Source organism: Roseateles sp. 22389, from assembly GCF_052044995.1.
Lineage (GTDB): Bacteria > Pseudomonadota > Gammaproteobacteria > Burkholderiales > Burkholderiaceae_C > Roseateles.
Genome location: NZ_JBQEOF010000005.1, coordinates 77,999 through 91,746 on the forward strand (window position 1 = coordinate 77,999; position 13,748 = coordinate 91,746).

Here is a 13,748-nt window from a genome sequence, read left to right on the forward strand (position 1 = left end):
CGGCTCAGAAGCCGATGTTGGCCATCAACGTCACCGCACGCGGAGCGCCCAGCACCAGACGGCTGCCGCCGTTGTTCAGCGAGGACATGTATTCCTTGTCGAACAGGTTGGTGACGTTCAGCTGCAGGCTGAGGTTCTTGTTGACGCGGTAGGCGCCCATCACGTCCACGACGGTGAAGGCCGGCAGCGCCGCCAGGCCGTTGGCCGGCGCGGCGTTGACGGTGACGATGCGCTTCTGCTCCGCCGTGTGGCGCACGCCGCCACCGATGGTGAAGTCGTTCCACTGGTACGAGTTCCACAGCGTGGCCGACCACTTCGGCGTCCAGCGCACGCCATCGGTGGTGGTCTGCACGCCGGTGGTCGAGTTGAAGCTGCGCTGGCTCAGCGCCTTGGCGTCCATGGTCTGGAAGCCGGCGGTGATCTGCCAGAAGTTGGTGATCTGGCCGACGGCCGCCAGCTCGATGCCCTGGACGCGGGTCTTGCCGCTCTGCGTGGCGACGTTGGTCACCGCGTCGACGCTGACCTGGCCGTCGTTCTCGCTGCGGTACAGCGCGGCCGTCAGGTTCAGGCGCTTGTGCAGCAGGTCCCACTTCGTGCCGACCTCGTAGTTCTTGGTCTCCTGCGCGTCGGCGGCGGTGCCGTTCTGGCCCGAGGCGGACAGCGTCGAGTTGGCGCCCCCCGGCGGCGTCAGCGAGTTGGCGGCGGCGGCGTAGACCGTGCCGTTCTCGGACAGCTTGTACAGCGCGGCGACGTTCCAGCTGGTCACCCACTTGCCGGTGTCCAGCGCGCCGGTGGCGGCGCTGCTGTACTTGACCTTGTAGTGCTCGGTGCGCAGGCCGGCGGTGAGCTTGAGCGCGTCGGTGACCGAGATCGTGTCCAGCGCGTAGATCGCGGTGGTGGTCGTGCTGCCCGAGGTGTCGGCGGCGGCATTGCGCACCGAGCCGCCCAGGTCGACGTTCGGGTTCGGGTTGTACAGGTTGGCGACGTTGGTGCCGGCCGGGACCACGGCGGTGAAGCCGCGGTTGTCCTGGCTTTCGTACATCAGTTCGATGCCGGTGGACAGGTCATGCTTGAGGCCGCCGGTGGCCAGCGTGGTGTTGAGGCTGGTCTGGTTGGCCAGGATCTCGTTGGTCTGGTTGACGCGCTGGCGCGAGCGGCTGATCGTCCAGGTGCTGCGGTCGGCCGGATCGACCGCGACGATCGAGTTGATGCCGGTGACCAGGCGATCCATGTAGGTGCGGCCGTAGCGCGAGACGTTGCGCACCGTCATCTGGTTACCGATGTCCATCTCGAGCTTGGCGGTGACCATGTCGGCCTTGACGTCCTCGTAGTCGTGGACGCTGCCGTAGAAATTCTTGCGGTCGACCTTGGGCGCGGCCATCAGCGCGGCGGCCTGGGCGGGCGTCACCGTCGCGGACGACACCGCCGTGTAGCCGGGCCAGCCGATGGTCGGCACGCCGCCGTCCGGGCGGTTGTTCTGGCGCAGGTGCTGCGAGTACAGGAAGAAGCGGGTCGGCGTGTTCAGGCCGAACGCGATCGAGGGCGCGATGCCGTAGTTCTTGCGCTTGACCTCGTCGCGGCCGGGGACACCGTAGTCCTGCCACACCGCGTTCAGGCGCACGGCGCTGTTGTCGAAGATCTTCTGGTTGACGTCGACCGAGGCCCGCTTGCGGCTGGCGTCGCCGATCGTCACCGAGCCGTCGATGAAGTCGTCGATCTGCGGCAGCTTGGTGATCAGGTTGATGTAGCCGGCGCTGGCGGCACGGCCGGTGTCGGCGCCCGCCGGGCCCTTCACGACCTCGATCTGCTCGACGTTGAACACGTCGCGGGTCACCGCGCCCAGGTCACGGATGCCGTCGACGAAGGTCGAGGTGCTGGCGCTGAAACCGCGCATCTGGAAGGTGTCGCCGGCAGAGGTGTTGCCGTTCTCGCCCAGCTGCATCGTGATGCCGGGGGTGTTCTGCAGCGCTTCGATCAGCGAGACCGCGCCCTGCTCGCGCAGCACTTCCTTCTTGATCACCGAGATCGTCTTGGGCGTCTCCAGCAGCGGCTGGGTCAGCTTGGAGGAGGCGCTCTTGTCGGCCTTGTAGGCGGACTGGGCGGTGCCTTCGATCTTCACCTGGGGCAGGTAGGGCGCGGCGGAGGAGGACGCGGCGGTCGAGCCGGCGTCGGCGGGGGCGGGGGCTTCGGCGGCGTGGGCCAGCGGGAGGGTCAGGGAGGCGGCCAGTGCGGCCAGCGGGGCCACCGCGTGCTTGCGGCTCTTGATGTAGCGGGACATGGGGATCGAGCTCCGGGGGGAGAAGTTCTTATGGAAATCGGCTCGGCTGGCTGCGCGCTGGCGGCGTCGTCCCGACGCTTCACGGCGCACGGTGGCGGGCCCCTCCCTGATCGCGACTGGCTGGCGGTGGCGGGTGATTGAGGCCGGTTCTGGACTCAAAGGCCGCAAATGCTAAGCATTCTCATTTGTACATGTCAAAGATTTGCTGGTGAATAGCGCTTCCGCGTGGCGAACGCGCGACGCCTGGGCCTGCTCGGAATCTGCTCGGAAATGCAAAAACCCGCGAGACGCTGGCGCGTCACGCGGGTCGGAGGGGATGGCGGGCGGGGAAGCGCCCTGCCCGTCAGCGGGTCGTCAGTTCAGCGCGTCCGGCGACTCGTTCGAGCGATGCTCGGGCAGCTTGGGCGCGGTGCGCAGGCTCCAGATCATCGTGATCGCGAGGATCGCCACCACCACGCCCAGCGACAGCAGCACCGGGATCTTGATGACGTCGATCAGCATCATCTTGGCGCCGATGAACACCAGCACGACGGCCAGGCCGTAGCTCAGGAGGTGGAACTTGGACGCCATCGCCGCAAGCAGGAAGTACATCGCGCGCAAGCCGAGGATCGCGAAGATGTTGGAGCTCAGCACGATGAAGGGATCGCTGGTGATCGCGAAAATCGCCGGGATCGAGTCCACCGCGAAGATCACATCGGTCATGCCCACCAGCGCGATCACCAGCAGCATCGGCGTGGCGATGCGCTTGCCGTTCTCGAGGGTGAAGAAGCGTTCGCCGTCGAAGTTCTTGCTGACCGGCAGCACGCGACGCAGCAGCTTCAGCGCGGGGTTGTCCTCGAGGTCCGGTTCCTTGCCGGCCGCCCACCACATCTTGATGCCGGTGATCAGCAGGAAGGCGCCGAAGAGATAGAGGATCCAGTGGAACTGTGCGATCAGCCAGCCGCCGACCAGGATCATCACCGTGCGCAGCACGATGGCGCCGATGATGCCCATCATCAGCACCCGCTTCTGGTAGGCCGAAGGCACCGCGAAGTAGGTGAAGATCATCAGGAAGACAAAGATGTTGTCGACCGCCAGCGATTTCTCGATGAGATAGCCGGTGATGAACTCCAGCGCCTTGGTGTTGGCGAGCGCCGTGTCGCCGGTGCCGTCCTTGACGGCCCACCACAGCAGGCCCATGAAGGCGACGCTCAACGCCACCCACACCAGCGACCAGTTGATCGCTTCCTTGACCCCCACCTCGTGCGCGCCCTGCTTGCGCAGGACAACGAAGTCGAGAAACAGCGACACCACGACGATGCCGACGAAAACCACCCACAACCAGGTGGGCACGATCGTGCTCATGAAGACTCCTTGCAAGAACGGGGCGGACTGTACCGATCCCCAAGACACTCGCGGCGATCGAGCGACCGCCGTCCGGCCAAAAGGTCTTGCAAGACTGGCGCCAGGCCGCGTCGTTGACGGCGGTCCGGTGTCAGGTGCAGAGCCCGGCTGCCAACAAGGCAACGTACTGACGGGCGTCTGCCGCGGCCTGGGCCGCGTGGCTACTCCCCTTTCGGAAGGTTCGGATTATCTTGTGTTGTTGGCGATTTCAAGTTCGTATTTTTCTGATGATGCCTGCCGGTATGCTGAGCGGCATGAAAACGCTGACCCGTTGGCTGCTTCTGGCGGCCGCGCTGCTGCTGGTGGCGCATCTCTACCCTGGCGTCCAGGTGAAGGGCTTCGGCACCGCGCTGATCGCGGCCTTCGTGCTGGGCTTGTTCAACACGATCCTGCGACCGGTGCTGGTGCTGCTGACGCTGCCAGTCACGCTGTTGACGCTGGGGCTGTTCCTCTTCGTCATCAATGCGCTGCTCTTCTGGGCCACCGCCACCGTGCTGGACGGCTTCACCGTCGCAGGATTCGGCGCGGCGCTGATCGGCTCGCTGATCTACTCGCTGTGCGGCATGGCCATCGACGTGCTGATCGAACGGCTGTTCCCCGACAGCGAATGAGCCCACCTCGCTGGCTAAGGCACCTCCCGTCATGAAAAAGGCCGCTCATCGAGCGGCCTTCGTTCTGGCGCCTGCGAGATGCGCTCAAGGCTCCGCGCCAGGCGGCACCCCACGCGGATACATCTCCATCAGCATCTGGCGGCGCTCATAACGAAGATCGCGCAGCCTGGAGTCGATCACCGACGCCTCGAACTGGTCCGCCGAACGGGCGCGGCCCTGGCGTTCCGCCGACGCGAGGCGGTCGATCGCGCCGGTGATGTCGCCGAGTGCCGCGCGGTTCTCGCCCTGAGCCCGCAGCGAGCGCAGCGGTTGGCCGAGCTGCTGCCACAAGGTGCCGCTTTCCTGCCAGGCCAGCGCGTCCTGCGCGTGCAGCGCCAGGTGGGTCTGCAACGCCTCGGCGGCTTCCCGCTTCACTTCCGGCCGCGGGTCCGCCTGCGCCAGATCCGCGCGGATCATCAGCATCGGGCGCGAGCGCTCGTTCTTGAGCGGCTCCAGCGCCGCGAAACCAGCATCCGGCCTGCCGCGGGCGACTTCCAGTTCGGCATGCGCGTAGACGAGCAGCCGCTTCGCGCCTGGGTCGGCGCCGAGCAGGCCCGCCAGCGCGTCGGCCGTCTTCAGCGTGGCTTCGGCGCGGGAGAAGTCCCTCAGCTTGATCGACGCCAGCGCGCTGGTGTAGCGCGCGGCGAGCTGATCGATGTTCTTCTCGCCGGCTCTCGAGCCAGCGTCCAGGCCCTGGAGCACGCGCCAGGGATCGGTGCGCTGGTCCATCAGCACACGGGCGCGCGCGGCCATCAAGACATGCTCCGAGGTGCCGACCAGCTTGGTCTGCGCGGCCGTGCCCAGTCGCGCGCGCGCCTCGCCGATGCGCTCGCTGGTCAGCGGGTGACTGCGCAGGTAGGGATAAGCCCCCGAATCCATCAGGTGATAAGCCTGCTCCATGCGCTCGAACATGCTGGCCATGCCGGCGGGCTGGTAGCCCGCCTGCGTCATGACCTGGAAGCCCACCCGGTCCGCCTCGCGCTCCATGTCGCGCGAGAAGTTCAGTTGCGCTTGCGCCGCTGCCGCCTGGCTGGTGACGATCGCGGCCTGGGCGCCGTCGACGCTGCGGCTCTTCGCGGCGGCGAGGATGCCCAGCAAGAGCCCCACCGTCGCGAGCGCACTGGTCCGGGCATCGCCGACGATGCTCCGCGCGATGTGCCGCTGCGTGACGTGCGACAACTCGTGCCCCAGCACCGAGGCCAATTCGTCACGCGCCCCCGTCATGGCGATCAGCCCGAGGTGTACGCCCACGTAGCCGCCGGGCAGCGCGAACGCGTTCACCGAGCGGTCGCGCACCAGGAAGAGTTCCCAGGCGAAACGGTCGCTGGTGTCGTCGCTGATGTTGCCGAGCCGGCGCGCCGCGTTCACCAGCGGCTGCCAGGTGTTCTGCGCGTACTCGAGCAGCAGCGGATCGTCGATGTAGTCGGGGTCCGGCCGGATCTGCCGCATGACCTGGTCGCCGAGCTTCTTCTCGGCGCCGATGCTGACGTCCGCGGACACCGAGTCGCCCAGGGCGGGCAGGTTCACCTGCGCAGCGGCGCCCTGGCCGAGCAGCATCGCGCTGAGCAGCACCGCCAGGCAACGACGGCTGAAGGGAATGGGGTTCGGTCGCTTCAAGGGATCTCCAGGGCGGGAACTATGATGACGCCTCTTCGGTTTCGCGATTGTTGCCGCGCCCATGAGCTCGCCTCTGACCCATTTTGACGCCGACGGACAAGCCCACATGGTGGACGTCTCCGGCAAGGATGTCACGCACCGCGTGGCGCGCGCGGCGGGGCGCATCCGGATGAAGCCGGCGACGCTGGCTCTGATCCGCGATGGGAACGCAAAGAAGGGCGATGTGATCGGCGTCGCGCGCATTGCCGCGATCCAGGCCGCGAAGCGGACGTCGGATCTGATTCCGCTGTGCCATCCGCTGCCGATCACGCGGGTGGCTGTCGAGTTCGAACTCGATGAGGCGGCGAACGCGGTGGTCTGCACCGCGCAGGTCGAGACGCTGGGGCGCACCGGCGTCGAGATGGAGGCGCTGACCGCCGTGCAGGTGGGACTGCTGACCGTCTACGACATGTGCAAAGCCGCTGATCGGGGCATGGTCATGGAGCAGATCCGCGTGCTGGAGAAGCACGGCGGGAAGTCGGGCGACTGGACCGCCGAGGTCTGACTCCCCAGCCCCTATCCGCTTGGCTCGCCCGATCAGCGTAGTTCGCGGAAGCTGTACTCGCGCTTCGGCGCTTCGCATTGGAAGGGCTTGGCTGCGGCGCCCAGTTGCGCGACCTCGTCGCATTCGTTGAGCCACTCCTCGCTGGCGACGTTGCGGAACTCGCGCAGGCGCTGGACCAGGTAGCGCGCCTTGTCGGTCTCGCCGACCGCGTTGAGCGATTTCGCCCAGGCCATCAGCAGGCGCGTGTCGATCAGGTGATGCCCGGTCTGCCGGGCTGCGGCGAGAGCCACGGCTCCCGGCGGTTGCACCGTGGCTTCGGCGTAATCGGCTTGGAGCGCGAACAGCGGCGAACGCTGGCCAGCGGCGATGCGGTCGTCGAGCGAAGCCGCACCGGCCGGCGGCGCGTAGATGTGCACGATGCGCAGGTAGTCGATCACGACCAGCGGCACGGCGGCCGCAACCACAAGCCCGAGCGCCGCCAGCCATGGTCGGCGCTGACCGGTCGCCGGCGTCGACTCGGCGACATCCCCCCCCGCCAGACAGAGCCCATAGGCGAATGCAGCCGGAAGGAGGAAATAGGCATACCAGAGGGGGTACTCGAACTGGCTGTGGAGGCCGATCATCGCGACCAGCATGGCCGCGCAACGCGTGGCCGCGCTTCCGCGCACGGCGCGGGCGAAGCCCTTCCACAGACCCAAGGCGAGCAGGGCTAGCGTGAGCAGGCCCAGGGGCAGCCCCATCTCGACGAGCAATTGCAGTTCGAGGTTGTGGGTGTGATCGAAGAACGCGACCGGGCGGTCCGGGAACGGCGTCATCGTCCAAGCGAAGTTGAAGTCTCCCCAACCGGAGCCGGTCAGCGGGTAGCGCTGCAACAGGCCGATCGCGTTTTTCATGATCGCGATGCGCGACGGAGAACCCGCGCCTTCCTCAGACACGCGGGACTGGGCGCCGAAGGCGTGATGGCTCAGGGCGGTGTAAGCCTCGAGCAGCCCCCAGCCGATGGCGAACATGATCAGCGTCGATCCCAGCGCGATGCGCACGCGCGGGGCGAGTCGGGCATCGACCGCGCCCCAGAGGGCGAGCATCGCCACGCCGATCATGCCGGTGCGGGAGGCGCTGAGCAGCACGCAGAAGACGAAGAGAAAGAGCAGCACGTGCAGCGCGACGGTGCCGCGCAGCGCCCCCCCCAGACGACGGGCAAGCCAGCCGCCTTGCGCCAGCCACACGGACGCGACGCACGCCCACATCAGCAGGCTCGCGAGGTGATTGGGCTGGCGCATGTTGCCGACCGCGCGACCGACGAGCCCCGAGCGTGCGATGACGTTGCCGTCGGCCAGCGACGGGAAGAACATCTGGACGAGGCTGACGGCAACGCTCAGCACACCAGCGCCGACGAGGGCGACGCAGAAGAGCGTCAGCACTTGGTCTCTCTGGTTGGCCACCACGGCGCGACCGGTTTGCACGGCGAGCAACGCGCCGAGCAGCATCGCAATGCTGGTCAGCGACATGGACCAGGGGAGCCCATGGGTGAACGGTGCCGCCAAGGCGACGGCGGTCATCAGCAGCAGGGAGAGGGACACGCCGTCGTTGCGCCAGCCTGCGCGCAGGGAGCGCCCCCACGCCAGACCGGCGACCAGCAGCCCGAGACCTGCAAAGGCCATCAGCTGGTTGTAAAGCGTGGCCGACGGCGTCTGGTTGAAGGCGATCAGCGGGGCGAGCGTGACGCCAACGAGCAGGCCCAGGAGGATAAGCGGCCGGCGGGGCGGTACGACCGACTGCCCCGGATCAAAGGTGGACATATCGGCGGTACGAGTCGTCGCGGCGGGCGTCATGGGCAATTTGCGTCTTGCGGACTGACTACTTTACTGTCCTGGCGCATCAACGCCGCCGACGCCTCACTCATCAGCGGGTAGCGGCGGAAGCCGGAGCCGTCGGTATCGAAGGTGACGCGCTGAAGCGTTGCAGCACCGCCAGATTCTGTTGTTGTGAGGCCAGCGGGTCACGAACATTGGCTCGTGGCGTGCTGTACTCGAGTCGCACATTGTCGTCGGTGCTAACCCACACGGCGGGCGCTACGCCTGAACTGGCCACAAAGCGATCCACCCCATCGGGTGCGAGCAACCGGTCTCCGATCAGCGCTCGGAGTGGCCGGCCAAGGATTGTCCGAACCTCCTCAAGCTCCGCAAAGGACTCCAGCGTCTGCACCGCTTGCAGTCGAGGCATCGCGCGAGCGGGATCGTTGGTGGCGACCAAGACGCCCTGCCCACCCAACACATACAGGCTCACGAAGTGGAACGAGCTGCGCAGGCTGGCCACGACGGTTAGGATGTCCTCAGGCGTCAACCGGTGCAATTGCACCCACTGCTGTAGCACACCGTCCTCCGTCATCCTGCGCTTTGCCAGTTCATAGAACTCATGGTTGTAGAGCGAGGCGGCGCCCGCGAACCAGATAGAAGTCAGCTCGATGCTGACTACATCGTATTGATCTCGCGACAGCAACAGTAGATTGCGGCCGTCGGTCACACTGAGGTGCACGCCTGGCTGCGACGAAACCTGACGGTTGATCGCCGGAAAATGCTGGTCAGCGAGCCGCACGATATCGGCGCTGAGTTCCGCAATATCCACTCGCTTGAAACCCGCCTCGTGAAAAACGCGGCTGGTTGCCCCGGTTCCGTAGCCGATCACAAGCGCCCGCTCCCGACGCTCCTGATGCATTAGCGGCGCCATCGCGAAGCCGATCTGTGCCTGCATCTCTCCGGTGAGCCAGTCATTGCCTTGGAATTTTCCGTTGGTCAGCAGCGTCTTCAGAGGCCGGCCTTGAAGGTCGCCTTGCGCCACTGCGGTTAGGCCACCGTCAATGCTTTCTGCGTGGTCCACCACACGCCCCCAGTCCTGCGCCGCGAAATACACATTGGCACCTGAACTGAGAGTGCGGTAATCCAGCGTGGCGTCGCGGTGTTGCCAAAGGAGCCCGAGTGTTGCGACGGCGAATAGAGCGACCCAGCGTCGCGATCGTCCAGCAATGGAGGTTGTGAGCAGGATGAGTCCGAGCGCTATCGCGCAGAAAGCGATCAACAGAGCCGCATCCAAGCCGCCCCAGCGCGGCAACACAACGAATCCAAACAGCAGCACACCGACGATATTGCCCAGGGTATTGATTGCCGCCGCGGCACCGAGTCGCTTGACAGTAGCGCCAGAGGTCGCGATTTCCATCGCGAAAACGTAGGCCGCGCCGATGCACAGGGTCGGTGGCACCATGATCAGCATGCATACCATGCCGCGGATCGCTTCGCGGCTGCCGAAGCTTCGTACCGCCCCGTACTGTTGAAAACTGGCGAAATAGTCTGGGATAGCGTTCCATCCGCCAGTAGTGAGAACAATCGACGCGGCAAGGCACAGCAGGGCTGCGGCCAGGCCGGCCACAGGGGACAGTCGTCCGAGGAGTCGGCGCGCGCCTTCGCCCCCGAGCGATAGGCCCATGAGGAACGCGGCCAGCATCAACCCAAATGCATAGACGCTGTTGCCCGCCACGATCGACAGCAGGTGCACGTAGGTGACCTCCAGGCCAAGCGACAGCATGCCACCGATGCCCAGCGCCGCCATGGCCAACGTCACCTGCCGGCTGCCGAACGGCGTCTGGCTGGAGCCGGCCAGAGCGGCCGGCACGGCAGCACGGTCTGCGGCCGGCTGCTTGAGCAATTCAAGCGCGCCGAGCGCCACCATGAGGTTGAGCAAAGCGGCGATAAGCACAGTGCGCTGGATACCCACCGCCGGAATCACGAAGTAGGCCGTCAGGAGTGCGCCGAGCGCCGCGCCAATGGTGTTGCAGAAGTAGAGCCAAGCCACCCGATTGCCCAGCGAGCCGGCGGTGGCACCGAGCGCCTGAGCGAGCAACGGCAGCGTCATACCCATCAGTACCGTCGGCACGGAGAGTACTGCAGCGCCGAGCGCGATCCGCAGCACCAGCAGCTGTGGCGCGTCGGGTGGCACGCCCGCAGCCAAGGCCACGTATGCGGCCTGCGCGAGATCGAACAAGAAGGGCGATAGCACGCAGTAGCCTGCGATCGCAAGTTCGACGATGGCGTAATCGCGCAGCGGTCGATGCGAGCGTGTCGCTAGTACGCCGCCAATCAGTGCGCCGATCGACATGCCGCCGAGGAATGTCGCCAACACCGTGAAGGTCGCAGTGGCCGTGCTGCCGAAAACCAGAGCCAGCTTTTTCGCGAAGACGACCTGATACACCAATGCCGCAGCACCGGAAGTTACGAACATCAGACCGAAGCGATGCAGCCATCGACGCTGCACTTCAAGCTCCGCAGTGGCTTGGGGGCTTGGTGCTGGTTCGATGGGGGTGATCGCGTGCGCCTCGAATTGGCGTCGCCACGAGATCTGCAAGACCACGACCGCGATCGTGACGAGGAGCATACCGAAGGCGATCCATTGATGCTCCTGCAAGAAGGGCATCGCAAAGCGCATGCACAGCACCCAGACCAGCCACTGGCCAAAGCCGGCGATAACGACCCGCCGCTTGGCTGCCGACGTCCACGGAACTCCAGTCGTGACCATTGCCATTGCGCCAAGCACGAATGGGATGGCCACTATCAAGTCAATCAGATAGTGCTCGCCCAGGGCGATTGTTGCCGAGGCAACGCCCAAGGTCGCCAAGGCGCCAACAAGGCGCGGCAGCCAATGCCGCACGGTCTGCCATAACACGATGCACGCCGCCAAGGCCCAGCCGAAGTGCATCGACGGCATGCCGTTACGGGGATAAGGGGCAAGCACAAGGACCTGCTGAAGAGCAACGGGCTTGGCGATTGCAGTCGCGAAATCCACGTCACCAAAGACGTAGCGCGGGCCTGTGATGGGAAACAGGTGATAAGCGACGCAGGCGGACATCGTCATCAACAGCCATATCAGCGTCACGCTCGGCACATGGGCCCGCTTGCCTCGCAGTTGCAAGGCCACAGCGGCCAGCATCAGCGCCGGGGTGTACGTGTAGAGCGACTTGTTCAGTTCGAGCAGCCACGGCAATCCGCGGACTGTCTGCGCGATCCACGCCACGAAACTAAAACCCAGTAGTTGGTCCATGGCTAGCGCGTGCGTGTCCAAGACCTCGGGATGGGCCGCCGCGCTCAACTGGAGCGCGGAATCAGGCAAGACGATGTTGAGCAACAGCAGAATCAAGACTGCACGCAAGCGATGCCCGATCAAGTCTGCCGGCACGGAACGACCGGCGACCAGCGCACGGTGAAGGAGTAGCCCGATACATGGCACGCTGTAGGCCACCAACATATGCTCAGGTTGGGTCAGCCGGAACACCTCGGGTAGCAGGAACGCAAGCAGCGTCCCGATCACGGCGCCTCCCGCCAGCGACACCGCCATCGTGATACGGCTGGGCACCGTTCCCCAGAAGAGGATTACAAACAGCACCGCAACGCTGTTCATGACGTAGAAACGCTGGACAGCGGTGCCGAAGAGCATGTTCGGGACGATCGAGGCACCAGGCCAGCGGCAAAGTCCCAGGCTGGCCGCCAACGCGACAATCAGCAACGCGATCAATGCGGCCTTGATGGCCAGCTTTGTGTCTCGCTGGCTCGGATCGCTCACGAACGCGGCGGAGGAGAGCACCGGAGGCAACGACGCAGCGGGAAGGGAATCAGTCATTGGGACGTACAGGATCCGCGAGATCGATATCGAGCGATGGAACGGAGCTTCAGAATGCGTCGATCGGCGCGAATCCGACCGGATCGCCTGTTGTCTTGTCGATCAGCACCGACCAGTCCAAGCGGCGCGCGATCACCGGGATCGCTAACAACTGATCCGCAGAGCGGCCCGTGCGCGCGATCGCCGCGTCCACATCGGAGCGGTCTGCCAGCGACGTCAGCATCGGACCAATTGGCTTGCCCGCCTTCAGGGTCTCGCGGCGGGCGTCTGCACCCCAGGCCCGCCAGAACAACGGCCGGGCACCCAGGTCCGCCCCGGCCATCGCCATGAAAATTGCGTCGCCGCGTTCCTCCGCTGAGGGTTCGACCGTCGCCACCAACCGCGGCCCGTCCAGCGGCAAGGACCGCAAACCTTCCGGCGCGCGCGGCAACTCTTCGCTCACGACCTGCACCGCAGTGGTGACTCGGAAACGCGTCCCCTCGAGCGCCAGCGCGACCGGGCGCGCGATGTAAACCGTATGTAGGCCGTAAAAAAGCGCGGCCAATTGCAGGGCGACGATGACCGCGAGGTCTCGTTTGAGCACTTGCATCGGCTTGCGAAGATCGAAGATCGCCAGCGTGATCAATGGCCCCATGATGATGTCGACTCCCATCACAAGGAAGAGCAGTTGCTCGCCGCCGGAGATCACTCGATAGGGCCACGGGTACCAGATTAACAATACCAACGCTGCGACAATCATCGCCACTGTGATGCAACTGACCATGTGGATGGCACTGGCGCGGACACGTTGGCGCCATGCGAGGCGGGCGTCATAGGGTGGCGTCGACGACGTAGGCATGGGCAGATCCAAGAGGCGGAGGCAGAGGGCGTGACCGTCAGGTGCTCGTGTACCTCTGCGAGACGGGCGTACTGGCGGCGGCAGGATGGTAACGCGACCGTCCGGCGAGACGGTCCCGGTCGAACGCTCGCCTCCAAACGGCGAAAGGAGCCCGAAGGCTCCTTCCTCAAGGCGCTCGAGGCGCCCTCCACAGTCTACCGGGCTGGATTACTTGCAGCTGGCGGGCAGATACTTCTTGTCGACGGTACCGCCGCTGCAGGTCCAGACGACAGTTTCGGCTCCAGCAGCCAGCGGGGCCGCATTGACGATCACGGTCTTGCCCGACAGAGCGGCTTCAACAGCGCTCGCGGTCACGGTGATCTTGCTGCCATCCCAGGTCGTGCCGCCAACCACAGAGCCGGAAGTCGCCGCAGGGATGGCGATATCGTTCGTGCCGGGCATGACACCCTTGACCGACACCCATTCTTGGATGTTGGCCTTCGGCTGACCTGCTGCTGCATACAGCTCCGAAGCCTTCGCCTTAATGATGTAGTCACGATAAGCCGGCAGAGCCACGGCAGCCAGAATGCCGATGATCGCCACGACGATCATCAGTTCGATCAGGGTGAAACCTTGTTGAACGCGCTTCATAAACACTCCAAAGAGAGATTAGGGGTAGAGACGACCCCCATGAACGCAGGGGCCGTGCCAGCCGCTTTCCTTCTCCGTTCCGTGACCCACTTCACAGCCTGTCGGCCGCGGCCTGACTTCAAGTGACCATTTTTGTCAGCCACC

General features: G+C 65.4%; 9 protein-coding genes. 2 read left to right on the plus strand and 7 right to left on the minus strand.

Annotated features, from left to right (window positions below; genetic code table 11):
* Nucleotides 1-4: 4 nt before the first annotated feature.
* Together ACTJKJ_RS08855 and ACTJKJ_RS08860 are read right to left on the minus strand one after the other, a co-directional pair.
* The gene (locus tag ACTJKJ_RS08855; RefSeq protein WP_297381097.1) at nt 5-2,278 is read right to left on the minus strand and encodes a catecholate siderophore receptor Fiu; all 2,274 of its coding nucleotides are present in this window, start codon (nt 2,276-2,278) and stop codon (nt 5-7) included.
* A gap of 354 nt (nt 2,279-2,632) precedes the next feature.
* The gene (locus ACTJKJ_RS08860; protein ID WP_297381094.1) at nt 2,633-3,622 is read right to left on the minus strand and encodes a TerC family protein; all 990 of its coding nucleotides are present in this window, start codon (nt 3,620-3,622) and stop codon (nt 2,633-2,635) included.
* A gap of 293 nt (nt 3,623-3,915) precedes the next feature.
* On the opposite strand from ACTJKJ_RS08860, the gene ACTJKJ_RS08865 reads away from it, so the two are divergent.
* Complete coding sequence (locus tag ACTJKJ_RS08865; protein WP_091731857.1) at nt 3,916-4,272, plus strand: phage holin family protein; 357 nt, start codon at nt 3,916-3,918, stop codon at nt 4,270-4,272.
* Between the two features lie 84 nt (nt 4,273-4,356).
* Here the strand turns inward: ACTJKJ_RS08865 and ACTJKJ_RS08870 are convergent, their stop codons facing one another.
* Complete coding sequence (locus ACTJKJ_RS08870) at nt 4,357-5,928, minus strand: M48 family metalloprotease (RefSeq protein WP_183483833.1); 1,572 nt, start codon at nt 5,926-5,928, stop codon at nt 4,357-4,359.
* A 61-nt stretch (nt 5,929-5,989) separates the two neighbouring features.
* Here ACTJKJ_RS08870 and moaC point away from each other — a divergent pair, with 61 nt between their 5' ends.
* Entirely contained in the window at nt 5,990-6,472 is a 483-nt protein-coding gene (gene moaC / locus ACTJKJ_RS08875) for a cyclic pyranopterin monophosphate synthase MoaC (protein WP_147240520.1), read from the plus strand.
* Between the two features lie 32 nt (nt 6,473-6,504).
* Here moaC and ACTJKJ_RS08880 read toward each other — a convergent pair whose 3' ends face one another.
* The 4 genes from ACTJKJ_RS08880 to ACTJKJ_RS08895 all read right to left on the minus strand — a co-directional run bounded on the left by ACTJKJ_RS08880 (nt 6,505) and on the right by ACTJKJ_RS08895 (nt 13,604).
* On the minus strand, nt 6,505-8,304 hold the full coding sequence (locus ACTJKJ_RS08880; protein WP_440820214.1) for a Wzy polymerase domain-containing protein: 1,800 nt from the start codon (nt 8,302-8,304) through the stop codon (nt 6,505-6,507).
* 70 nt (nt 8,305-8,374) lie between these two features.
* Nucleotides 8,375-12,136: a fused MFS/spermidine synthase gene (locus ACTJKJ_RS08885; protein ID WP_440820215.1), complete on the minus strand. Its 3,762-nt coding sequence runs from the start codon at nt 12,134-12,136 to the stop codon at nt 8,375-8,377.
* Between the two features lie 49 nt (nt 12,137-12,185).
* Nucleotides 12,186-12,974 carry a TfpX/TfpZ family type IV pilin accessory protein gene (locus ACTJKJ_RS08890; protein ID WP_440820216.1) on the minus strand — a complete coding sequence of 263 codons (789 nt, stop codon included), beginning with the start codon at nt 12,972-12,974 and terminating at the stop codon, nt 12,186-12,188.
* Between the two features lie 207 nt (nt 12,975-13,181).
* Nucleotides 13,182-13,604: a pilin gene (locus ACTJKJ_RS08895; protein ID WP_440820217.1), complete on the minus strand. Its 423-nt coding sequence runs from the start codon at nt 13,602-13,604 to the stop codon at nt 13,182-13,184.
* Nucleotides 13,605-13,748 lie beyond the last annotated feature (144 nt).

Coding starts and splice junctions, on each gene's coding strand:
- ACTJKJ_RS08855 (WP_297381097.1), bottom strand. CDS start 2,278: ATGTCCCGCTACATCAAGAGCCGCAAGCACGCGGTGGCCCCGCTGGCC.
- ACTJKJ_RS08865 (WP_091731857.1), top strand. CDS start 3,916: ATGAAAACGCTGACCCGTTGGCTGCTTCTGGCGGCCGCGCTGCTGCTG.
- ACTJKJ_RS08890 (WP_440820216.1), bottom strand. CDS start 12,974: ATGCCTACGTCGTCGACGCCACCCTATGACGCCCGCCTCGCATGGCGC.
- ACTJKJ_RS08880 (WP_440820214.1), bottom strand. CDS start 8,304: ATGACGCCCGCCGCGACGACTCGTACCGCCGATATGTCCACCTTTGAT.
- ACTJKJ_RS08885 (WP_440820215.1), bottom strand. CDS start 12,136: ATGACTGATTCCCTTCCCGCTGCGTCGTTGCCTCCGGTGCTCTCCTCC.
- moaC (WP_147240520.1), top strand. CDS start 5,990: ATGAGCTCGCCTCTGACCCATTTTGACGCCGACGGACAAGCCCACATG.
- ACTJKJ_RS08895 (WP_440820217.1), bottom strand. CDS start 13,604: ATGAAGCGCGTTCAACAAGGTTTCACCCTGATCGAACTGATGATCGTC.
- ACTJKJ_RS08860 (WP_297381094.1), bottom strand. CDS start 3,622: ATGAGCACGATCGTGCCCACCTGGTTGTGGGTGGTTTTCGTCGGCATC.